General features: G+C 47.3%; 19 protein-coding genes. 12 read left to right on the top strand and 7 right to left on the bottom strand.

The window, feature by feature from the left end:
• Positions 1 to 40: 40 nt before the first annotated feature.
• The gene (locus tag L0659_RS13895; RefSeq protein WP_235126717.1) at positions 41 to 1,270 is read right to left on the bottom strand and encodes an exo-beta-N-acetylmuramidase NamZ domain-containing protein; all 1,230 of its coding nucleotides are present in this window, start codon (positions 1,268 to 1,270) and stop codon (positions 41 to 43) included.
• Between the two features lie 134 nt (positions 1,271 to 1,404).
• Between L0659_RS13895 and L0659_RS13900 the strand changes: the two genes are divergently transcribed.
• From L0659_RS13900 to kdpB, 6 genes are all read left to right on the top strand, one after another.
• Positions 1,405 to 1,596 carry a hypothetical protein gene (locus L0659_RS13900; protein ID WP_235126718.1) on the top strand — a complete coding sequence of 64 codons (192 nt, stop codon included), beginning with the start codon at positions 1,405 to 1,407 and terminating at the stop codon, positions 1,594 to 1,596.
• Positions 1,597 to 1,765: 169 nt separating this feature from the next.
• On the top strand, positions 1,766 to 4,171 hold the full coding sequence (locus L0659_RS13905; RefSeq protein WP_235126720.1) for an ABC transporter permease: 2,406 nt from the start codon (positions 1,766 to 1,768) through the stop codon (positions 4,169 to 4,171).
• Positions 4,172 to 4,274: 103 nt separating this feature from the next.
• Positions 4,275 to 5,624, top strand: coding sequence for a sigma-54 dependent transcriptional regulator (locus L0659_RS13910; protein WP_235126722.1), 1,350 nt, complete (start codon positions 4,275 to 4,277; stop codon positions 5,622 to 5,624).
• A gap of 304 nt (positions 5,625 to 5,928) precedes the next feature.
• The gene (kdpF, locus tag L0659_RS26550; protein WP_409019080.1) at positions 5,929 to 6,006 is read left to right on the top strand and encodes a K(+)-transporting ATPase subunit F; all 78 of its coding nucleotides are present in this window, start codon (positions 5,929 to 5,931) and stop codon (positions 6,004 to 6,006) included.
• 59 nt (positions 6,007 to 6,065) lie between these two features.
• Positions 6,066 to 7,754 carry a potassium-transporting ATPase subunit KdpA gene (gene kdpA, locus L0659_RS13915; protein WP_235126723.1) on the top strand — a complete coding sequence of 563 codons (1,689 nt, stop codon included), beginning with the start codon at positions 6,066 to 6,068 and terminating at the stop codon, positions 7,752 to 7,754.
• Positions 7,755 to 7,832: 78 nt separating this feature from the next.
• Positions 7,833 to 9,872: a potassium-transporting ATPase subunit KdpB gene (gene kdpB, locus L0659_RS13920; RefSeq protein WP_235126724.1), complete on the top strand. Its 2,040-nt coding sequence runs from the start codon at positions 7,833 to 7,835 to the stop codon at positions 9,870 to 9,872.
• 3 nt (positions 9,873 to 9,875) lie between these two features.
• On the opposite strand, the gene L0659_RS13925 is transcribed toward kdpB, so the two are convergent.
• Both L0659_RS13925 and L0659_RS13930 read right to left on the bottom strand, forming a co-directional pair.
• Positions 9,876 to 10,142, bottom strand: coding sequence for a Txe/YoeB family addiction module toxin (locus L0659_RS13925; protein WP_235126725.1), 267 nt, complete (start codon positions 10,140 to 10,142; stop codon positions 9,876 to 9,878).
• A complete protein-coding gene (locus L0659_RS13930) occupies positions 10,139 to 10,402 on the bottom strand; it encodes a hypothetical protein (RefSeq protein ID WP_235126726.1) in 264 nt (87 codons plus the stop codon). The genes L0659_RS13925 and L0659_RS13930 overlap by 4 nt, the downstream gene beginning before the upstream one ends.
• A gap of 37 nt (positions 10,403 to 10,439) precedes the next feature.
• On the opposite strand from L0659_RS13930, the gene L0659_RS13935 reads away from it, so the two are divergent.
• From L0659_RS13935 to L0659_RS13950, 4 genes are all read left to right on the top strand, one after another.
• A complete protein-coding gene (locus tag L0659_RS13935; protein ID WP_235126727.1) occupies positions 10,440 to 10,997 on the top strand; it encodes a K(+)-transporting ATPase subunit C in 558 nt (185 codons plus the stop codon).
• Between the two features lie 84 nt (positions 10,998 to 11,081).
• The gene (locus tag L0659_RS13940) at positions 11,082 to 12,182 is read left to right on the top strand and encodes a porin (protein ID WP_235126728.1); all 1,101 of its coding nucleotides are present in this window, start codon (positions 11,082 to 11,084) and stop codon (positions 12,180 to 12,182) included.
• A 33-nt stretch (positions 12,183 to 12,215) separates the two neighbouring features.
• Positions 12,216 to 13,340 carry a sensor protein KdpD gene (locus L0659_RS13945; protein ID WP_235126729.1) on the top strand — a complete coding sequence of 375 codons (1,125 nt, stop codon included), beginning with the start codon at positions 12,216 to 12,218 and terminating at the stop codon, positions 13,338 to 13,340.
• A gap of 27 nt (positions 13,341 to 13,367) precedes the next feature.
• Positions 13,368 to 15,101 (top strand): ATP-binding protein, encoded by a 1,734-nt coding sequence (locus L0659_RS13950; RefSeq protein WP_235126730.1) that lies wholly within the window; start codon positions 13,368 to 13,370, stop codon positions 15,099 to 15,101.
• Positions 15,102 to 15,121: 20 nt separating this feature from the next.
• Here L0659_RS13950 and L0659_RS13955 read toward each other — a convergent pair whose 3' ends face one another.
• The 3 genes from L0659_RS13955 to L0659_RS13965 form a co-directional block, all read right to left on the bottom strand.
• Complete coding sequence (locus L0659_RS13955; RefSeq protein ID WP_235126731.1) at positions 15,122 to 16,354, bottom strand: PepSY domain-containing protein; 1,233 nt, start codon at positions 16,352 to 16,354, stop codon at positions 15,122 to 15,124.
• A gap of 171 nt (positions 16,355 to 16,525) precedes the next feature.
• Positions 16,526 to 17,866 (bottom strand): hypothetical protein, encoded by a 1,341-nt coding sequence (locus tag L0659_RS13960; protein ID WP_235126732.1) that lies wholly within the window; start codon positions 17,864 to 17,866, stop codon positions 16,526 to 16,528.
• Positions 17,867 to 17,879: 13 nt separating this feature from the next.
• Complete coding sequence (locus tag L0659_RS13965; RefSeq protein ID WP_235126733.1) at positions 17,880 to 20,351, bottom strand: TonB-dependent receptor plug domain-containing protein; 2,472 nt, start codon at positions 20,349 to 20,351, stop codon at positions 17,880 to 17,882.
• Positions 20,352 to 20,567: 216 nt separating this feature from the next.
• Between L0659_RS13965 and L0659_RS13970 the strand changes: the two genes are divergently transcribed.
• A complete protein-coding gene (locus tag L0659_RS13970) occupies positions 20,568 to 21,002 on the top strand; it encodes an antitoxin Xre-like helix-turn-helix domain-containing protein (protein WP_235126735.1) in 435 nt (144 codons plus the stop codon).
• A gap of 2 nt (positions 21,003 to 21,004) precedes the next feature.
• Positions 21,005 to 21,472, top strand: a complete 468-nt coding sequence (locus tag L0659_RS13975) for an RES family NAD+ phosphorylase (protein ID WP_235126736.1) — start codon at positions 21,005 to 21,007, stop codon at positions 21,470 to 21,472.
• Positions 21,473 to 21,533: 61 nt separating this feature from the next.
• Here the strand turns inward: L0659_RS13975 and L0659_RS13980 are convergent, their stop codons facing one another.
• A complete protein-coding gene (locus L0659_RS13980; protein WP_235126737.1) occupies positions 21,534 to 22,328 on the bottom strand; it encodes a DUF4397 domain-containing protein in 795 nt (264 codons plus the stop codon).
• Positions 22,329 to 22,351: the final 23 nt, after the last annotated feature.

A 22,351-nucleotide genomic window follows, 5' to 3' on the forward strand; every position in this document is an offset into this window, starting at 1 on the left:
TTAATGCTGATGGCCAGGTAAAAGTCTATTGAACAGATCACTATGGATACAGCAAATATTTCATTCGTATCGCTTTAAATTTCTGCAAACCGGGCTCCCAGCTCTTCCGAATGTCAGCTTCCGATACGCCAGCTATGATCTGCTTTCTCAACGAATCGGTTCCAATGCGCAGATCGAATGCAGAAATGTCCTGGTTTGCCCTTCCGGGTGTGAAAAATTTGGCTTTATCAGGATATGCATTGTAAAGCTCAATGAGCCAGGACAAATTAAGCTGCCGGCTCGCACGGAGCTTTTCGATATCATAAGTACGAAGGTCGAGGCCGTAACAAACGGAGTCCTTATGGTTTGGGTGCTCGCTCATGCCGGGAATACTCACGGGTTTGTATGAAAATGCGTATTTGCCTTTCAATGCGGGTGCGCCGAGAATAGTAAATGGCATTTGCGTCCCCCGGCCTTCATTGATAGCCGTGCCTTCGAACATGCATAAGCTGGGAAACAGCATGACAGCTTGCTGCGTATTTAAGTTGGGGGAAGGATTGATCGGGAGTTCGTAAGGCATATCATGGTCATAGTTTGCAACCTTAATGATTTTTAGCTTGCATTTTGCATTCATATATCCTTCTCCATTCAGGTATTGTGCAAATTCACCGATCGTCATGCCGTGTGTCATAGGAATATAATGGATTCCAATGGCCGATTTGAATCTGTCATCCGTCATCACCGGTCCGTCTACAACATATGCATTGGGATTGGGCCGGTCGAGAATCAGCAGTTCTTTGTCATTTTCCGCGCAGGCTTCCATCACATACTCGAGCGTATTGATATTCGTATAATACCGGCACCCCACATCCTGGATGTCGAAGACCATGAGGTCAACGTCCGCGAGCTGTTCCTTTTTTGGTTTTTGATTTTTTCCATATAAAGAAATGATCGGAATGCCCGTCTTTGTATCGATCTCATTACTTACCACAGCTCCGTTGCTCGCATTGCCTCTGAAACCATGCTCAGGTCCAAACACTTTTACAATGTTAATGCCTAGGCTTAACAGACTGTCAACACTGCTTTTCCTGCCAATGACCGAACTCTGATTGGCAACCAGACCGATTCGTTTTCCTTTCAGATACGCCAAATATTTTCCAGTCTGGTCCGCACCTGTAATAATCCCCGGCTTACCGGAAGCGCTTCGGCTCGATGATGCTTTCTGGGCGGAACAGTCCAGGTGACCGATCACCACGAGCATTAAAAAAAGTATAGAAACAAGTCTCATCATTTTGCGCAGGGTTGTTTTTAAAGTTTTTAAATGTAAAATCTTTTCCTGTCAAACATAAGGTTTAAATAATTTTTACATTCCAAAATACACGACAATCAGAAAAAGCATTGTATTTACTTGGATCAAATTGTAAAATGATGTTAACTTATGGTTACAACCAAACTGCCAATACAATGAACGATTATGTCGGACCCACCGGGCCCATAGTGCTCGGAATCGCAGCCAATGTCATATTTATCACGCTTACGATTTATATGCTGTACTTATCCATCACATTCCTCCGCCTGGGCATAAAGTCATTCCGCAAATATCTGAAAGAGGAGTAAAAAGCAATGCGTATAACCGGACATGGTAGTTCGAAATCGTACATCTTGCTGGCTTAGAAAAGCCTTCCAGCGCCTGGAAAGGCTGTTTTGAGCCGATGGTATAATAATTTGGCTGGTAGGGTAAAACAATACTCCACCCGGATGGTCCCCGGCCTAATGATCCAGAACCATGCTACTGAACTACATTAAAATTGCGTGGCGCAACTTGCGCAAGAACCAGGCTTATGCATTCATTAATATTACCGGTTTGTCCCTCGGTATGGGGTGCGCCCTGCTGATTTTTGCGCTCGTCCGTTTCCATTACCAAACCGATCGCCATCACAGCAATTACAACCGCATCTATCAATTCACATCGCGGTTCAAGTCGCCAACCAATGAGTTCAACATTCAGGGCATTCCGTATCCATTCGGTCAGGCTGTCCGGAACGACTATCCTGAGCTCAAAAGCGTGGCGATGCTGGATGAATGGTATTCACCTATGGTATCGGTGCCAGATGGACAAAAGGCCGATAAAAAAATAAAAGACAAAAATAACCGCGGCGCGTTTGTAGAACCGGCCTACTTTGAAATTTTTGACTACACCTGGCTTGCGGGAGGGCCTGATGCACTCGATCAGCCGGGCACCGTGGTGATGAGTGCCGAAATGGCGCGTAAATGCTTCGGGACCACAACCAACATTATAAACCGCGTTGTCCGCCTCGATGCCCGCATTCCGGCACGCGTAGTAGGTGTCTTTGCCGATTATCGCGATGATACCGACCTGGCTTATTCGATCATGGCTTCATGGGGATCTCTCAAAGAGCAGCTTAACGGGCGCCCGGAAGAGCAACCTTTTGACAACACAAATGGCAGCACACATTGTTTCGCGCTATTCAACGACCGATTTACGGTGTCCGACTGGGAACGGGAATTACCGTCTTTTATCAAAAAATATAATCCCAAAAAAATTAAAGAAACATCCTACCCGGCCATTTTCTTCGGTGAGATGCATTTATCGCCTGAGTATGGAGGTGTCAGCCAGAATTTGTTATTATCACTATTTCTGATTGGCCTTTTGCTGATTGGAACGGCGTGTATCAATTTTGTGAACCTGGCCACGGCGCAGGCGCTAAGGCGGGCACGAGAAGTTGGCGTCAGAAAAGTGCTGGGAAGTACAAAAACACAACTTTTCTGGCAATTTATGGGCGAAACGACGCTGATCGTGCTGGCAGCGCTGGCGCTGGGAATATGTATATTTCATTATGGCCAAATTCTGGCGCAAACCTATCTGCACGGCCCATTCCGGTTTACGTTTTATTTTTCACCATTGGTAGCAGGGTGGTTGGCATTACTTGTCTTGGCAGTAATCCTGCTGGCGGGATTATATCCTTCATTAGTTCTGGCTGGTTTCCGTCCGGTAGTCGCACTGGCGGGCCGGCTAACTGCGCAGCAGGCGGGTGGTTTTTCGCTCAGACGCGGATTAGTCGTGATGCAGTTTGCCATTTCGCAAATGCTTGTGATCGGATTAATTGTGGTAGCCAATCAGCTGAGTTACGTACAGTCCAAAGATCTGGGTTTTCGCAAGGATGCCATCATAACCGTGAGCCTGCCGAACCTCCCCGCCCAGGACATTGGCAAGATGAGGACATTCCGTAACCTGGCCGCAGCCCTACCGGAAGTAAGCCAGGTAAGTTACTCCATGGGCGGGCCGCCCCAGTCGGGCTGGACAAGCCAGACGGTCGTGCGTTTTGACAGCCGGCCTAACGAAGAGCCATATGCGCCGCAGCAAGCCTGGATCGATGCAGATTATATAGGTTTGTATGATTTGAAACTGCTTGCCGGACGCAATGTTCAGCCTTCCGATACGGCGCGTGAAGCGCTTATCAATGAGACATTCATGAAACGCCTGGGCTTTACCCAACCATCCGATGTAGTAGGTAAGGTTTTGCATAAAGGAGGTTTTGCGCCCCTGGAAATTGTCGGTGTATTAAAGGATTACAACCAATCGAACCTCAAACAACAGATCAATCCTATATTCCTGACGACGCTGGCGAGCGGCTTTTATTCAGCCAACATTCAGTTAAGGTCTGCCAGTTACAGTCATGCATTAAAACAATTGGAAAAGGTTTATAATCAGGCATATACAGACAACTTTTTCGAGCCGTCGTTTGTCGACGATCAAATTAAAGAAGCTTATCAGCAAGAGCAGACCATGGGCAGCCTGATCAATTTTTTTGCCGGAGTTGCATTACTTATTGGCTGTATGGGCCTGTATGGTCTCGTTTTGTTCATGGTGGTTCAACGGACCAAAGAAGTGGGTGTCCGCAAAGTTTTGGGCGCCAGCACAGGAAGCATACTCTGGCTATTTAGCAGGGAATTTATCCAGTTGATCGGCATTGCATTTGTATTGTCAGCGCCGGTAGGCTGGTGGGTGATGACGGGCTGGCTGAAAAATTTTGAATACAAAATTGACCTGAACCCTGCATTCTTCCTGCTCGCGCTTTTAGTGACTATTGTTGTAGCATTGCTGACCGTCGGATTCCAGAGTGTAAAAGCAGCTTTGATGAACCCTGTAAAATCATTACGCAGCGAGTAGGTTTTTATTAATGTCTGAATCCTTGGTTATATCATTCAATTTTTATCATTTTGAGAAATGGTTGTCATCATGATGGGTTGGTGAAACTATTAAACAGACGATTTTGAAAACGGTTTTAATCATTGATGACGAAGAAAAGCTCCGCTCCCTGCTAGCCAGGATCATCCGGGCGGAAGGCTTTGAGGTGTTGGAAGCGGCGGATTGTAAATCAGGTCTTGCTGCCATTGATAACCCTGCAATCGATGCGGTCCTTTGTGATGTAAGGTTGCCTGATGGAAATGGCGTTGAGTTGGTTCCTGTTTTGAAAAGCCGCAATCCGCAAGCCGAGATCATCTTACTGACGGCGAACGGCAACATTGCAGATGGGGTCCAGGCCATGAAAAACGGGGCGATGGACTACATTGTGAAGGGAGACGACAACGACAGGATCCTGCCATTGCTGGACAAAGCCATCGAAAAAGCGCAGCTTCAAAAGAAAGTCAAAAAGCTGGAAGCGATTGTTTCCAGTAAATTTTCCTTCGACACGATCATCGGAAATTCGCAGCCTATAACAGACGCGATCGACCTGGCTAAAAAAGTGGCTAAAACCGACGCAGCAGTGCTGTTAACGGGCGAAACAGGCACAGGAAAAGAAGTTTTTGCGCAAGCGATCCATTACAGCAGCCTTCGTGCCGATAAAAACTTTGTCGCTCTGAATTGCAGCGCATTTGGAAGGGATATCATTGAAAGTGAGCTTTTTGGGTATAAACAGGGCGCATTCACAGGCGCGCTGAAAGACAAGCGCGGGCTTCTGGAAGAGGCACACAATGGAACATTATTTCTGGATGAAATTGGCGAGCTGCCCCTTGAATTGCAGGCCAAGTTACTGCGCGTGCTGGAAACCCACGAGTTCATAAAACTGGGAGATACCAAGACCATCAAGTCAAATTTCAGGCTGATTGCTGCCACCAATCGCGATTTAAAGTCAGAGTCGGAGCAGCACAAGTTCAGGGCAGATCTTTATTTCAGATTAAATGTGTTTCAGATCCCGATGCCACCGCTCCGGGACAGGGTTAAAGACATTCCTGCGCTGTTGGATTTTTTCCTTGATTATTTCTGTAAGCAAACCAACAAGCCCAACCTGGGCTATTCAAAAGATTTCCTAAAACGGCTGGAAAGCTACGAGTGGAATGGTAACATCAGGGAATTGAAAAACGTGGTTGAAAGGGCCGTGATCATCAGCGACGGCATGTTGGAGGTCGGAAGTCTGCCATCAAATATTCAGCAATCACTGCCAATAAAAAGCCAGCAGCTCTCCGCTTTTTCAATGGCAAGCACCGAAAAATTACACATTCAGAAAGTGCTCAATTACTGCAAAGGGAACAAGGCGGAAACGGCCCGTTTGCTGGAAATAGGGATCGCTACACTTTACCGCAAGATCGACGAATACGGTCTTCAAAGTTCGGGTCATTAACCAGTCGGTCGCAAGGGACATCCTACTTTTTTGATAGGGTGCCCTATCAAAATGATAAGGTTTGATTTTTTTTAATTCTTCTAAAAAAGGCATAACTGTTTAATATATAAATAGTTATGTCATGAGTGAAAACTTTGGTATGCCTTTGGAATGCTTACTATCTGATGACCGGTTTGTTCGGCGTCATTTAACAAACATTCACTTAACTGTCATACCTCATGCTCACAATCCTCTTACTTGCCGCAGGCTGTTTTTGCTTCGCGCTATTGTATCAATCCGTCCATCTTTTTGAGAAAATCTGACCATGGCCGCATTACTCATTGTATCCGTCGGTGTGTTTGTCTACATGTGTTACGTGCTGATCAAACCCGAGAAATTTTAACTCCAATGTCTTTTGCAGGCCTGCATTAAAAATTCAGTGCTGCTCATAATTTTAATAAAATGAACACAGAAGTTTTAGGCGTCGTCGCCATGTATGCAATTACAATCCTGATGGCAATCCCATTCGGTAAGTACATTGCCAAAGTTTACGCGGGTGAAAAAACGCTCCTTGATCCCGTATTCAATCCACTCGAAAACGTGTTCTTCCGCATTAGCGGCATCGACCGGAAGGCAGATATGAACTGGAAACAGCATCTGACAGCCATGTTGACCATCAATTTTGTTTGGTTTTTGTTAGGCATGTTCGTACTCATGAACCAGGGCTGGCTGCCACTGAACCCGGATGGAAACCCCGGGCAAACCGCTGACCTGGCATTCAATACGAGCATATCGTTTGTAGTCAACTGCAACCTGCAGCATTATTCAGGGGAAAGCGGCGTGAGCTATTTGTCGCAGCTGTTTTTAATGTTCTTACAATTCGTGAGCGCAGGAACGGGCATGGCAGCAGCCGTTATTCTGTTTATTGCCTTAAAGAAAAAAACGGCAGATAAGCTTGGAAATTTTTATCATCTAATGCTAATCTCCTGCACGCGGATCCTGTTGCCGGCCTCCATCGTCGTAGCCAGCATCCTGGCTTTTAGCGGTACACCTATGACTTTTGAGGGAAAGGAACAAATTGTCAGCATGCAGGGCGATTCAATCAGCGTATCCACGGGGCCGGTCGCAGCATTTGTTGCCATTAAGCATCTGGGCACAAACGGAGGCGGGTTCTATGGGACCAACTCAGCACACCCGCTGGAAAATCCCAATTACCTGACAAATATGGTTGAAATGTTCTCTCAAATGATTATTCCGCTGGCTATGATCTTTGCGTTGGGTTTCTTTTTGAAAAGAAAGAAAATGGCCTGGATGATTTTCGGGGTGATGACCATCGGGTTTCTGTTACTCTGCGTTCCGACAGTGATCTGGGAAGTTCAGGGCAATCCGGCGATCGCACAAATGGGCATTGATATGGGCTCAGGCGCAATGGAAGGGAAGGAGACCCGGCTGGGCAGTGCCGCTTCCGGGTTTTGGAGTATAGCCACCACCGTTATCTCAACAGGATCTGTCAATTCCATGCACGACAGCGGTATGCCGCTATCCGGAATGATGCAGCTGCTGGCGATGATGACCAATGCATTTTATGGCGGTTGCGGGGTCGGGATCCTGAATTTTTTCATCTTTATCATCCTGGCTGTGTTTATCAGCGGCTTAATGGTTGGGCGCACGCCTGAGTTTTTAGGTAAAAAAATCGAAGGTCGGGAAATGAAGATCGCCATGATCGTCGCGCTTTTGCATCCCCTTCTGATACTCGCCGGAACGGCGCTGGCAGCGGCATTTCCAGGCATTACATTGGCTAATCTGAACAACCCAGGCTTTCACGGGTTCAGCGAAATGCTGTATGAGTATACCTCGTCGGCCGCCAATAACGGCAGTGGTTTTGAGGGTTTGGGTGACAATAATCTCTGGTGGAACATTACAACAGGCATTGTGCTGATCCTTTCCCGCTTTATTCCCATCATCGGCCCGTTGGCGATTGCAGGACTTTTGGCAAACAAAAAATACATCCCGGAAAGCGCCGGAACATTGCGCACCGACTCGGCCACATTCGGAATGATGGTGATGGCTGTGATCGTAATTATTACCGCCCTGTCATTCTTCCCGTCGCTCACGCTGGGCCCGATCGCCGAATATTTCAGCATGCATTAATACATTGAATAAATTACAAAAACAGCTAGAAGCCAAACGGTTAACCACGAGATGCTGATAGCTAATTGCTCCAAAAAAATGAAAAATCAAAATGCATCCCTGTTCCAGAAGGATCAGGTCAGTCATGCCCTGAGAGAGTCTTTTTATAAATTAAATCCTAAGATCCTGTTCCGTAACCCGGTGATGTTCACCGTTGAGATAGGCACATTTGTTATGTTTGTGGTCTGTCTCTGGATCTTGTCGGGAAATACGACGCAGGGCAGTTTCGGCTACAATTTCGTGATCTTCCTGATCCTTTTGCTAACCCTGTTGTTTGCCAACTTTGCGGAAGCCATCGCCGAAGCAAGGGGAAAAGCACAAGCAGATAGTTTGCGTAAAACGCGCGAGGAAACACCTGCCAAACTGGTCATCGAAAACAAGCAAGGCTTTGCTGTATCAACGCAAAATGTGATGTCTGCCCAGATGAAAAAGGGGGATATATTCATTTGTGAAGCAGGCGACAACATTGCTACCGATGGGGAGATCATTGAAGGTCTGGCCACCATTGACGAGAGCGCCATAACCGGGGAATCTGCGCCGGTGATCCGGGAAGCAGGAGGGGATAAAAGCAGCGTAACCGGTGGAACGAAGGTGCTTTCGGACAAGATCAAAGTGATGGTAACCACTGCGCCGGGCGAGAGCTTTCTGGATAAGATGATCGCTTTGGTGGAAGGCGCCAGTCGCCAGAAAACACCGAACGAAATTGCATTGACCATCCTGTTGGCCGGCTTTACGCTGGTGTTCGTGATCGTGTGCGTTACGCTGAAACCGTTCGCCGATTATTCCAATACGCCCATTACCATTGCTGCATTCATCTCACTTTTCGTCTGCCTGATCCCTACCACGATCGGCGGGCTGCTGTCTGCGATTGGTATCGCCGGGATGGACCGGGCGCTGCGGGCGAATGTGATCACCAAATCCGGGAAAGCCGTAGAAACGGCCGGAGATATTGATGTGCTTTTGCTGGACAAAACAGGCACCATCACGATCGGTAACCGCAAGGCAACCCATTTCCATGCTGCAAAAGGCATTACCGAGAACCATTTTGTAAAAGCCGCTGTGCTCAGCTCCATAGCCGACGAAACGCCGGAAGGAAAGTCCATCCTGGAACTCGCCAATGCAACGCCCGCAACTTACCAGATCCCGGACCCGAAATTCATCAAATTTACCGCCGAAACCCGCAGCTCAGGCGTCGACTTTGCGGATACACGCATCCGTAAAGGTGCCTTTGATTCGATCCGTAACCTGGTTAACAGCGCGGGAAACGACTTTCCTGCTGAAATTGAAGAAACGGTCAAAACGATTTCCAGCAATGGTGGGACCCCGCTTGTTGTTTCTGAAAACGAGCGCGTATTAGGTGTGGTAGAGTTGCAGGACATTATCAAGCCCGGCATCAGCGAGCGCTTCGAGCGGCTGCGGAAAATGGGTGTAAAAACCGTGATGGTAACCGGCGACAATCCGTTAACGGCCAAATTTATCGCCGAAAAAGCGGGTGTGGACGATTTCATTGCCGAGGCAAGGCCAGAGGATAAAATGAATTACATTAAAAAAGAACAGGAAGCCGGCAAACTGGTAGCCATGATGGGTGACGGCACTAATGATGCGCCCGCGCTGGCGCAGGCAGATGTTGGCGTGGCCATGAACAGCGGCACGCAGGCAGCGAAGGAAGCAGGTAACATGGTCGATCTGGATAACGACCCGACCAAGTTGATCGAGATCGTCGAAATCGGGAAACAGCTGTTAATGACCCGCGGCACATTGACCACATTCTCCATTGCCAACGACGTAGCCAAATATTTTGCGATCATACCTGCCCTGTTTATCGCGAGTATCCCGGCGCTGCAAGGGCTTAACATTATGCGGCTCAACAGCCCCGAAAGCGCCATCCTGTCGGCAGTGATCTTCAACGCCGTGATCATTCCCTTCCTGATCCCGCTCGCATTGAAAGGAGTAGCCTACAAACCAATCGGCGCCAGCGCCCTGCTCAGAAGAAACCTGCTCATTTACGGCCTCGGCGGCATGCTAATCCCCTTCGCCGGCATCAAAGTCATTGATCTGGTTGTAAGTATCTGGATTTAGAAATTATTGATCATAATGACCATGAACGCTCAAAACGAAAATATCGCCTTCGGAAAGCACCTTGTATATGAGTCGGTGCTCATCAGTAATACGCCTGCTCCAACAGCCCTTATACTGATGTTTGAGACCTTCCGGTTTACCAATTCCTTCGAATGGATGTTTTTGGATATCAGTAATCAATTCAAAAACTTTTTTTACCAGCCGGGGTTCGCTTTTGGACCATTGAGTCAGGTCTTCGATGGCGATGGTATCGAAGGTAATTCGGCTCATGAATTGCCCAGGTGTTTTGCAAATTGGTCAAATGCATCTCCACTGAAAGTGATGACATTTCCCTTTTCGAAATTTTCAAGTGACTTATCCAGCCTTGAAAAATACTCGTCACGGGTTTCAATCCGAAGCATACCAGTTGAAGGTTTTTCGGTAATGCTGATCGTGATTTCAGAGTCTTGCGAGCCACTCAATAATGTCCTGATTTTGTTAATCAGTTCGTCCGTGAATTCAGAAGAACGAACGCGCAGTAATGCTTCCATAGATTCCAATTTTTTATAAAGTTAAAAATTTAAATAAATGAAAACGAACATATTTCCCGCTATCAAACTGACAATCGTAACGCTGGTGTTTTTCTTTGTGGTTTATCCGGCAGTGGTTTGGGCAATCGCGCAGTTGGCACCTGGCAACGGACAAGGTGAAGCCGTAACAGCACACGGTAAAAAGTACTATGCCAATATCGGACAGAAATTTACCGAGGACCGGTATTTCAACAGCCGCCCGTCGGCGGTGGAATACAATGCGGCTGGCTCTGGCGGCAGCAACAAAGGACCTTCCAATCCAGAATATCTAACGCTGGTGCAGGCTAGGATCGATACTTTTTTGGTCCATAACCCCGGGGTTGACAAGAAGGATATCCCCGTAGAACTGGTCACAGCAAGTGGCAGCGGGCTTGATCCGGACATTTCGCCTAAGGCGGCATGGGTGCAGGTGAAACGGATTGCAGCAGTGCGCAAAGTGTCCGAAGATCAAATCAAACAGATCATCGATTCCAATACTGAAAAACCGCTGATTGGCCTGTTTGGGCCGGAAAAGGTCAATGTGCTGAGCCTGAACCTGGCTTTGGAAAAATTATAACAGTAACCCGGTCCTTACCAGCAGCGACGCGGGGACCGGAGCGATTTCAATGCGCCGCTACATTCATTTACAGTTACCATTTCAATGAAAAGTTTATTATTGACTGCATTAGGTTTAGTGATCTTAAAACCGGCTATGGCGCAGGATTCGACCGAAACGAAAAATCCTTTGACGATCAGCGGGTATGCAGAAGCTTATTACAATTATGATTTTAACCTCCCGTTGAATAACACGGTGCCAGGCTTTCTCTATAATTTCAACCGCGCCGGCGAGGTGAACCTGAACCTGGGATTCATTAAGGCGAACTATTCCACTGACCGCGTCAGGGGGAACCTGGCACTGGCCACCGGGACTTACATGAATGCCAATTACGCCGCCGAGCCTGGTGTGCTTAAAAATGTCTTTGAGGCTAATGTAGGTGTAAAAATTTCAAAAAGCGCCAACCTGTGGATCGACGCAGGGATTATGCCTTCTCATATCGGTTTTGAAAGTGCGATAGGGAAGGATAACTGGGCAATGACGAGGAGCCTGGTGGCTGAAAATACGCCTTACTTCGAGTCGGGTGTGAAACTTGGATTTACTACCAAAGACGAAAAGCTATATTTATCGGCGATGTATCTGAACGGATGGCAGCGGATCCAGCGGGTTGACGGAAATACGACGCCGGCCTTTGGAACGCAAATTACATACAAGCCCGCAGCAAATGTAACTTTGAATTACAGCACATTTGCAGGAAATGACAAGCCCGACAGCGTGCGGTTAATGCGCTATCATCACAACCTTTATGGTGTTTTCCAATTGACTGAAAAATTCGGTTTGACAACCGGGTTTGATTATGGAACAGAGCAAAAGGCAAAGGGAAGCAATGCTTATAATAAATGGTTTGTACCGGTGCTGATCGCCCGTTATTCGCCGTCGTCAAAAGTGAATATCGCAGCGCGGGTGGAATATTTTCAGGATAAAAATGGTGTGATCATTGCCACAGGAACTGAGCACGGATTTAGAACATTCGGCGTCTCCGCCAACATTGACTACGCTGTTTTTCCCGGCGTGCTCTGGCGCGTGGAGGCGAGAAACCTGAGGAGTGAAGACGCGATATTTTTGGAAAGGAATGGGAGCGGCGCTGAGGACTTGAATAATAAAGATAATTTCTTTCTGACCACCTCGCTTTCAATCGCATTTTAATCCATATCAACAATTTAAACCCTAACCTGAATAATGCCCGAAACCAACCCCAGCGCGCAGCATTTCCTGGACCTGATCAAAAAATCCAGGCGTGGAAAATTCAAAATTTACATCGGCATGAGCGCTGGTGTTGGCAAAACATTCCGGATGCTGCAGGAAGCGCATGCGCTGCTTCGCAACGGCATCGATGTCAAGATCGGATACATTGAAACCCATAACCGGAAAGAAACGCACGATCTGCTGGATGGATTGCCGGTGATTCCGCGGCGCAGGCTTTTTTACAAAGGAAAAGAACTCGATGAGCTGGATGTGCAGGCGGTTATAAGCCTGAGGCCCGAAGTGGTGATCGTTGACGAGCTTGCGCACACCAACATTGAAGGCAGTAAAAATGACAAGCGCTGGCAGGATGTGCTCGAAATCCTGGAAGCAGGCATTAATGTGATCAGCGCTGTTAATATTCAGCACATTGAGTCGCTGAACGAGGAAGTAAAGAGCATCACCGGCGTTGAAGTGAAAGAGCGGATCCCGGACAGCGTGCTCGGCGTGGCCGACGAAGTGGTGAACATTGACTTAACCGCTGACGAGCTGATCACGCGCCTGAAAGAAGGAAAAATTTACAAACCCGAGAAGATCCAGACTGCGCTGAACAACTTTTTCAAAGCCGACCATATCCTTCAACTCCGCGAACTTGCATTAAAAGAAGTGGCCAGTCAGGTTGAGCGCAAAGTGGAGTCTGAAATTCCCAGGCTAGTGGGCTCGAAGCGGGAGAAATTCTTGGCATGTATCAGCAGCAATGAGAGCACTGCCCGGCATGTCATTCGCAAGACGGCGCGACTGGCCAGCTATTATAACAGCAAATGGTTTGTACTTTACGTGCAAACGCCCAGGGAAAGCCAGGACAAAATTGCGTTGGACAAGCAGCGGCATTTGATTAATAACTTTAAACTTGCCACTGAAATGGGGGCTGAGATCATCCGTGTGCAGGATTCTAACATTTCCGAAGCCATCATACAGGTTGCGGAGCAGCGGCAGATCACGACAATTTGCCTTGGAAAACCGCATATTAACCTGCTAAGGGTCATTTTAGCCACCAATGTTTTTAATAATCTGTTAAAAAAACTTTCAGCATCGGACATTGACCTGGTTATCTTGTCATAATATCGCCTGAAATCCTGATTTTAGTATATGAAAATCAAAACCAAACTGCGCCTCGGACTTGGGGTACTTTTCTCAATGATCCTGGCATTGTCGCTGATTGCCGCCAGCTACATTTACGCGCTCAAAGAAGATACACAGAACATCTTGCAGGATAATTACAAGACACTGGATTACAGCAGGAGCATGTTTCTGGCCATCGACCAGATCCGAACGGACCCGGATGCCTGGACCAGGTTTGCGCGAAGTCTGAAACAACAAGAGTCGAATGTAACCGAACCTCTCGAAGGAGAGGTGACGGGCAAATTGGCAGATCATTTCAGTTTGCTGCGAAAAGATCCTGATAACCAGCAGCTTCCTGTCCTGATCCGGAATGATCTGGCAGAGCTCACGCGGATCAATATGGAAGCGATCCGTGCGAAAAGTGATAAAGCGCTGGCGACGGTGCAGTCTGCATTTATATGGATTGCGATCACGGGTACCATTTGTTTTCTGATCGCGCTGACCCTGCTGATCAATCTGCCGGGCAATGTTGGCAACCCGATCCGGGAATTGACGGAAAGTATCCGCGCCATAGCAGCGAAGCAATATACCGAGCGGCTGCATTTTTCGGGTAAGGATGAATTTGGTGAGCTGGCGAGTTCTTTTAACACCATGGCTGAGAAGCTGGAAGAGTATGACAACAGCAACCTTTCCCAGATTTTGGTCGAGAAGAAGCGGATTGAGGCGCTGATCAACAACATGCATGAGCCGGTAATTGGCCTTGATGAAAACAAAAAAATACTCTTTGCCAATGATCAGGCCGTCCGGATTTCGGGCATTGCGGCAAGCGACTTGCTGGGTAAATCTGCTGTTGAGCTGGCGGTGCAGAACGATTTGATACGGGCATTGATTCAGGAAAAAAATAGTGGAAATGGAATAAACGGACATTCCGGCAACGCGCCGCTGAAAATTTATGCTGATGACAAGGAAAGCTATTTTGAAAAAGAAATTGTCGATATCACCATTGTGCCGACAGGTGAGCGCGTCAAAAAATTCATTGGGCAGGTGATCCTTTTAAAGAACATTACACCATTCAAGGAGCTCGATTTTGCCAAAACGAATTTCATTGCCACTGTTTCCCATGAGCTGAAAACGCCTATCGCTTCCATTAAAATGAGCTTGCAGCTGCTGGAAAGCCAGCATACCGGCGTGATGAATGAGGAACAAAAACAACTGGTGACCAGCATTAAAGAGGATAGTAACCGCCTTCTGAAAATGACGGGTGAGCTGCTGAATATGTCGCAGGTTGAAACCGGGAATATCCAGCTGAACATTCAGCAAAGCAGCCCATATGATATTTTGAAATACGCCATAGATGCCGTGAAAACGTCTGTTGAGCAGAAAAACATCGAGCTCGTCGTGCACGCAGCCGAGCAGCTTTCTGATGTGAAAGCGGATATGGAAAAAACGGCATGGGTATTGATCAATTTTTTAACCAATGCAGTCCGCTACTCGCCGCAGGACGGCAAAATCCACATTCAGCTTGCAGGCTCGGATCAGGGCGTTCAGTTTATGGTCCGGGATGAAGGAAAAGGGATTGACAGCCGTTACCGGACTAAAATATTTGACCGCTACTTCCAGGTTCCGGGCAGCTCGAAAACCGGAACGGGGTTGGGGCTCGCCATCAGCAAGGAATTCATCGAGGCACAAGGCGGCAGCATTGGCGTAACCAGCGAAATTGGAATGGGTAGCACGTTCTATTTTAACCTGGCTAATGCTTAGTATGAAATCTGAAAGCTATTTTAAACGGATTCGCGGCTTAGCTTGAGACTTGGTTTTCGGCTGCTCTTTTTGCTTTTGCCAAACCCTTTGCGGTTCCACCAGACAATGAAGCCCGTGATCGGCAGCGATGCGCCGATGAGAGATGCAAGAAAAGCAAGGACTTTGCCTGGAAAGCCCAGAACGCTTCCTACATGAATGTCGTAATTCATTTTTCGGATTTTTGTGCCAAGAGACGCAGTCGCAAATTCAGCGCCATAGACCGCATCACCTTTGATTTCCTTCAAAGTATGCCGGTCAAAAGCATAGCTGCGATTGTCGTAAAAATGGCCTGCGGATGGATAAATGTATATCTCTATGGCCGATTTGGCATCTGCCGGATCAGGGTAGCTGTAAAAGAAGCCTTTTGTGTCGGGATGTTCCGCAATTACTTTTGCCCAGGCCACATCAAGCGCCTGGTTAACAGGTAATCCCTTGCCAGCCAGCGTACTATCGGAGCTGGCCTCTTTGTATTCCGGCAGTGTAACGCCGGTTGTCACCCAATATAAACCCCTGCTGTACCATTCAATTCCATAAACCATTCCCGTTAAGGCAATAGCGAGCAGGAAAAGCATTGAATAGAAGCCCAGCACATTATGGAGGTCAAGGTTAATGCGCTTGAAACTCGCATTCCATTTGATTTTGAAGCTCTTGTCAATCGTACTTTGCTTCCACTTTTTGGGATACCACCAAATAAGCCCGGTGATCAGCAGCACTACGAAAATCAGGGTCCCGTAATTCACAATTGGCCGGCCAATTTCGAAAGGCATCCATAAAAAGCGGTGACCATTGAGGATCCAGCTGAAAAAGTCTGTGCTTCCTTTCTGGTGCTGGTCAATCCTGAGCACCTTGCCTGAGTAGGGGTTGAGTTTTACTTCGTAATGTGTTTGCTCGTGGTCTCCAAGCTGTACGATTGCCGCCCGTCCCTGCTGAAAATAGGCATAATCGATCTTTTCGCCCGGTACCGCCTGTTCGCCTATCTTGCGCAACGCGGATGGTGACAATATGGGCTTATCCTGCCACTCGACGCGTGTTTCGGGATTGAGCATATCCAGGATCTCTGCATTAAAAACCCAGATGCAGCCCGTCAGACAAACTATGAAAACGATCACACCCGAAATCAATCCCAGCCATAAATGCAGGAAATCATTCACTTTTCGGAACCTGGATTTGCCCGCTTTTGCGGAAGGTGACTTGATCTTTTCGAAATTTCGCACAGCAAACTTATTTAGACTTCTTACAAATAATAAAGGTATTAATTTTTGTTTTAGGCGCAATAGTCAGGGCAGGATAAAATGCAGTGTGTTTTGTGATTTTGTTGTTACAAAAAAGGAAATGCAGCACCGTAAATGCTGCATTTCCTTTTATTTAGTTGACATTAACACTTCCTAGTAAGAACCCAGATAGCTCGATCCCGACTGACCTGTTAACGTGCTTCCTTTAATTACTTCCTTGGTTTTCCAGTTGATCACATACAATTTACCCGCTTCACCGGTTGGTGTTAAAGGAACATATACGAAATCTCCGCTTACGGCAAGATTCTGATACTGACCGAAGTCCAGTCCTGCTTCATAGTCATTGCTGATTTTGTTCGCCGTTTTTGCATTCAGGTCAATTAATGCAATGTATCCGCCTTTTCCTGCAATGTTGTACAGCACCAGGCCGATCCCGTCCTGAATGTATCTCCAAGCCTGGATCCGCGTGTCTTTTAAGCTCAAAGCTGCATCCAGGTCAAACTGGTAACCGTTGTCGTACTCGTTGTTGCTTTTGTTGATACGTAAAATATCCTTTCCGCCCGTAGCCGTTGCCTGATACACATTGCCGTCATTTCCTACATACTGCGTCATGGTGCGGTAGGAGTGGTTGTTGGTTTTGGAAAGCGTGGAATAGATCAGTTTTGGGTTCTGCAATGATGGATAATCCACGACAAGTGTCGTCGTTCCGATGGTCCTGTTGGCAGCGTCGTTCGCCCAAACCGGTTCTCCCGCTGTGTTGTAAGACAACTTTCCAGGGTTGATTTTGCTCACGTTGCAACCGATCAAGATCTTTGTTTTGTCATCATTCAAAACGGGCACATCGATGCGTCCAACGGAATATCCCTGTGCTTCCAGGTCGGCCGGGAAAGGGAAATCAAATTCCGTTGAATTAGGCACTCTGGCGTCTTTCAGATCGATTACCGCAATCCTTACTTTTCCCCTTGTATATTTGAAAACATGGTTGGGCGCCGCGCCTTCCGTTACCGTTTTGCTACCCGTCAGGTGCACGCCGATCCCGATATCCTCAGCCGCTTTGGTCCAGCGGGGAGAAGTTCCTACGATATCCGACAAGTCTAACTCGTTGCCCGTATCCTGGTAATCTTTGGCGCCTTTAACCAGATATTTATTGAACACCCCGCCATCTTCACCAGTATACTGAATGTTATAAAGCTCAGTTCCGTCCTCAGACGCCTGCACACGGGCTGTCCTCGCAGACCTCAGGCCAAAGCCGTTTTGGTAAATATTCACCGAAAAGTTAGGGTCGATCGCTTGCGCGTGGGTGATTGCGTACGCCATGGTTCCACCATTTCCCGCTGTTCCCGCCTCGTCCGGAATGGATGCAGTTAATGAGATAAATTCTCTTTCGCTCACGGGCGTTTGTCCACCACCATCCGGATCAGTAACGTCGTCTTTGCAGCCTGCAAAAGTCATTGCCAAACCCAGGATCACCGCGCTTATCAGATTTTTTTTCATCTTAAAATAGTTATTATAAAAATTTACTAATTGTGTAATTCAATTTAACGGAGATACTTCTGCCCGGCTTTTGCACACCAAAATTGTCGTACATTTCGGCATTCAGCATGTTTTTAAGATCGAAGCTGGCGACCATTTTACCATTAGGAAAGCGGTAACTCGCGCCAAAATCGTGGTAAAACTGGGTAGGAGTGGTGAACCATTCCGATTCCATCCATACGGTCCCGAATGCGCCTACGAAGCCTGTATTGTAGTAGAAATTAAGGATCGAATTTTTCTGAAATTTGTCGTTAAGACGATACTGAACACTGCCGTTCATGGTAAAAAACGGCTCGTTGGGCAGCTGTAAATTGTACAGATCGTGCGGATTTCCTTTTTGATCAAATTCCTGCTTGAACAATGTGTTGAACTTGGAGAAATTAAAGAGCGCGTTCAGGCGGTTGTCGTATACATAAATCACTTCACCTTCAAATCCCCTCGATTGTGTCCGTCCAAGATTCACATATTTGGTAACCTGGATATCGGCATCGCTTTCCCTTCCCGGAACAATCGCATTTTCGACTGCCTGCTGGGTAATTTTATCAAAGCCGTTTCGCCAGAATGCGCTTGCGTACAGCGTAAGTTTATGTTTTCCCAGCTGGACAGGGCCGTGGCGGAAGCCGAGATTGTAATTGATGTTCTTTTCAGGGATCAGGCCCGGGTTTTCAAGGATATTGTTCTCAGGATCTCCATACAGCTGGTTTTCTGTGGCCGTTACGTAGGCATTTTGGGTGGAGCCTATGATGTACATTTTTGAAAATACATTATAAGAAACCGTGGCACCATATCCTCTGTTATGGTTTACAGTTTTGTTCCGGACCCTGTTGATGACATTCTCACTGTTTTGTTCGATCAGCTCGGGGCGGGTTTGAATGGTGCGGTTGGAAGTGTATTTTCCCAATAAATTGGTTTTCAGCTTATCGCTCAGGAACTGCGCTTCATAGTTCAGGGCGAGAATGTTATTCATCACACTGCTCACGGTGACCATTTCCTTTCTTTCCGGGTTCAGCAGATCATTGTCGTCCCTATCGGTGGTTTCGAGCTTATGGTTCAGGGAAATCCGGTGTCCGGGAAAAAGGGTATATCCCAAATTCGAACGCATGTTGGTGATCTGCCGGTTTACTTCCACAATGCTCTTGGCGCCTTGCTGGCCCATTCCGGGGGTAGGCGGCACGGGAACCACTTCGCCGTTCCTGATCAGCATTCTGGGATTTCCGTCCCAGTTGTAAACCTGGCCAACCGTATCCTGAACATATGTGCTCCTATAACTGCGGACAGCATTCACATTGACCGCCAGGCCTTTAACCAGAAAATTGTTCTTATTATAATTCAAACTGACCACATGCGCCTGATACTCACCAAACCTGCCGACATATGGCCTGGCCATGGTGGTTCCGTGCGGGATCTCGCTGTAAGTGTCTGAAATGTTGTAGCCCAGGAAGAATTGGTCCGCCCATTTCACATTCGTAAAGCCGATTTCAAATCTGCCACCGATGGATTTATAGGCATTATTGAATCTTTTGGCCCGGTAATAACGCTCCAATGTTCTGTCCGGATGCACAAATTTGGAAAACTTACCCCATGTGGTGTAGCTGTTATCTGTATACGTATAAAAGCCCGAAGCCCTGGTGGTGAAACCCGTCTGCTTGTTGCGATAAATTCCGGAAAGGTCAGCCTGGAATGTGTTGAAAGACCCGTAGGCAACCGCAGCTGTAATGTTATTTTGAGAAGCATCTTTTTTCAACACCACATTAATGGCCCCGCCAACGTAATCGCCCGTCAGGTGCGAAGGCAGCACGCCTTTGTACACCTCAATGCGTTCGATCATGGCAGGTGGAATGTTGTTCAAGTTGAAAGAAGATCCGTACGTCGAGATCTCAATTCCATCCAGGAAAATCCCAACTGCACTGCCCGACATTCCATTCAGATTATACTCCACCCGCGACCCGATGCCACCGTTCTGACGGACACGTACGCCTACGGCACGGTCCAGAAGTTCATTGGTGGTTAAATTTCGGAGCGAAGCTTCCTTTGTTTCAATGACTGCAACTGCAAACCCCTGTGTTTCAATTTGTTTCTTCTCTGTTTTTTGAACGATCTGCACTTCGTTCAGGTCCTGGGCGGTTTTGGTAACGACCGCATTAAACTCGTGAGCAGGTTTGTGAACGTGAAATTTGGCGGTTTTGGCTTTGATCTCGACGGACGTAATCATGATCTCCTGATGTCCGTAAGGCACTTCTTTCAGCGTAAATGTTCCATCAGTATCAGAAAAAGTAGCAATACTGGTCCCATTAACCCGGATCGTCACAAAGCTTACGACAGAACCCTTATCGTCGCTGATTTTGCCTTTTATGGTCGCCGTTTTTGAACCGGTTGTCTGCGCAAACGTGTAAAAATGAAGTAGGGTAACAATTGCTGTGAGGAGTAAAGAAGGCTTCAATAACATCAGATTTTTTGACTTAATTAAGTGCCCGGCCGTTGCCACTGCCAGGTTTCAAGAGCGTAGGGTGTGTTGTAAGTCTTATTTAGACTAAGTCTATTGAGGGCAAATATAGGCCCCGACATCTGGAATAGCAAAATAAATCAGCAGAACTGGAAATATTGAAATTTTTCGTTTCTGAAAGAGAAAGATTTCTTATATTCGTATAAACCATTCAAAATCATGAAGACATCCGGCAATCAACCATACCATAGTCTGAAAGCAAAGTTCACTTACCTTGACACTGGAAGTAACTTCGCTATGGTGATTTCGGCGCGTAAAGGCCTCAGGCCGAAGGTGTTTTATGATTTTGCCGAAGCGATCAAAATGCCCGAAAAGAATCTCGCAGCTTTGATCAATCTTTCTTCCAGGACAATCAGCAATTATAAAGAATCCCAAAAAAATCTTGATCCACTATATGGGGAGCATTTGTTGAAGCTGATTGCGCTGTTCGAGAAAGGCGAGCAGATTTTCGGCAATGTGGACGAATTTAAATACTGGCTTCAAAAGCCGTTCTGGAACTCCAGTGAAAAACCCGCAGATTGGCTCGGAACCGGGGGCGGCGTCGACTTTCTGGGAGAAGAATTGGAAAAGTTGGCGCAAGGATATCCGGTGTAAGGATGCTGATTTACAGGATTGTCCATAAAATATATAGCGGAACTTTTTTCGCATCCGGGATGCAGGGACGTTGGAATAGCGCTGGTAATAAAGTGTTGTATGCAGCAGAATCAATTCCGCTGGCATTTCTTGAAAACATGGTCAGGCGGCAAGGCGTTGGGTTTAACGACGATTTCCAGATTATGTTTATCTCGGTTCCTGATCCCGTGTCTGTCGAGGAAATCAGCGTAGCTGATTTAGGCCCTACGTGGAGGAACCCAAATGACTACGCTGCATGTCAACCGATAGGAGACAAATGGTATCAGGACGCAAAATCCATCGCCCTGAAAGTGCCGTCCGCAGTGATGCCCGAAGCGTTTAATTACGTCATCAATACCATGCATCCGGATTATAAGGATGTTGTGCTGGCCGGCACCACTAACCTGGTTCCTGATCCCAGGATTGATGATATTTTGAAAAGGTATCATTAACGTAGAGCTGGGACTTATGTTGATGCCCGGCTCTGCGCTAACATTTCACCAATCCAATCACCTATTTTACAGGATGTTCCAGCACTTTTACCCCGAATGCCGGACTGCCGTTGATAAGGCCATTTGTGAAGATGGTGTAAATCTTTCCGGCTTCCAGCGCGACGGTTTGGGGATTTCCGATGGCATTACCATTCGCGGCATCGACAAAACTGAGCTGATATGAGCCCGGGCTGACATTCTGGAATGGCCCCAGCGACCATGCGCTCAATGCCTCACCAGACAATGCAGAGTTCGCGGCGCGACCATAGGCCACATTACTGAACAAAGGCGTATTGCCATTCAGCACATTCAAAGTGCCGCTTCCAACGGCAAGGTTCACAAAGCGGAGCTTCGCTTTACCGGCTTCCGGCGTTTTAAGATCGTCGTAAAAAAGGATGAGCGAATCGGCTTTGTTGTTCGCCGTCCTGGCTGCGACAACAGTGTGATAAAATGTGGCGATAGGGCCATTCGGGCGACCGGTTGCGCTGAATGTTGCGCTGTTGCCAAATTGATAAGAAGCTTTATAACTCGTATTGGTGCCTTCCGTAAAGTTGATCTGCACATTGCCGAACACGGTAGGATAGTAGTCCGAAGCCGTGTTGATCGTAACCGGTGTGGGCGTGATCTTGTCTGTAAATGTCCAGAAACTCAGTGCAGTGTTTACCGGCCTGGCATTGACAAAACTAATGTACGCACTCAGCGGCGGACGGTCGGCGGCGTCAATGTCGAGGTAACCGGCATCTTCGCAGCCTGTTAATGCGGATGCAGCTGCTGCTATGGCAATCATTATCTTTCCGGGAGAGAAATTCAGTTTCATATTGTTCGATTTTTGATGTTTTG

It is taken from the genome of Dyadobacter sp. CY347, assembly GCF_021502655.1.
Classification (GTDB): domain Bacteria; phylum Bacteroidota; class Bacteroidia; order Cytophagales; family Spirosomataceae; genus Dyadobacter.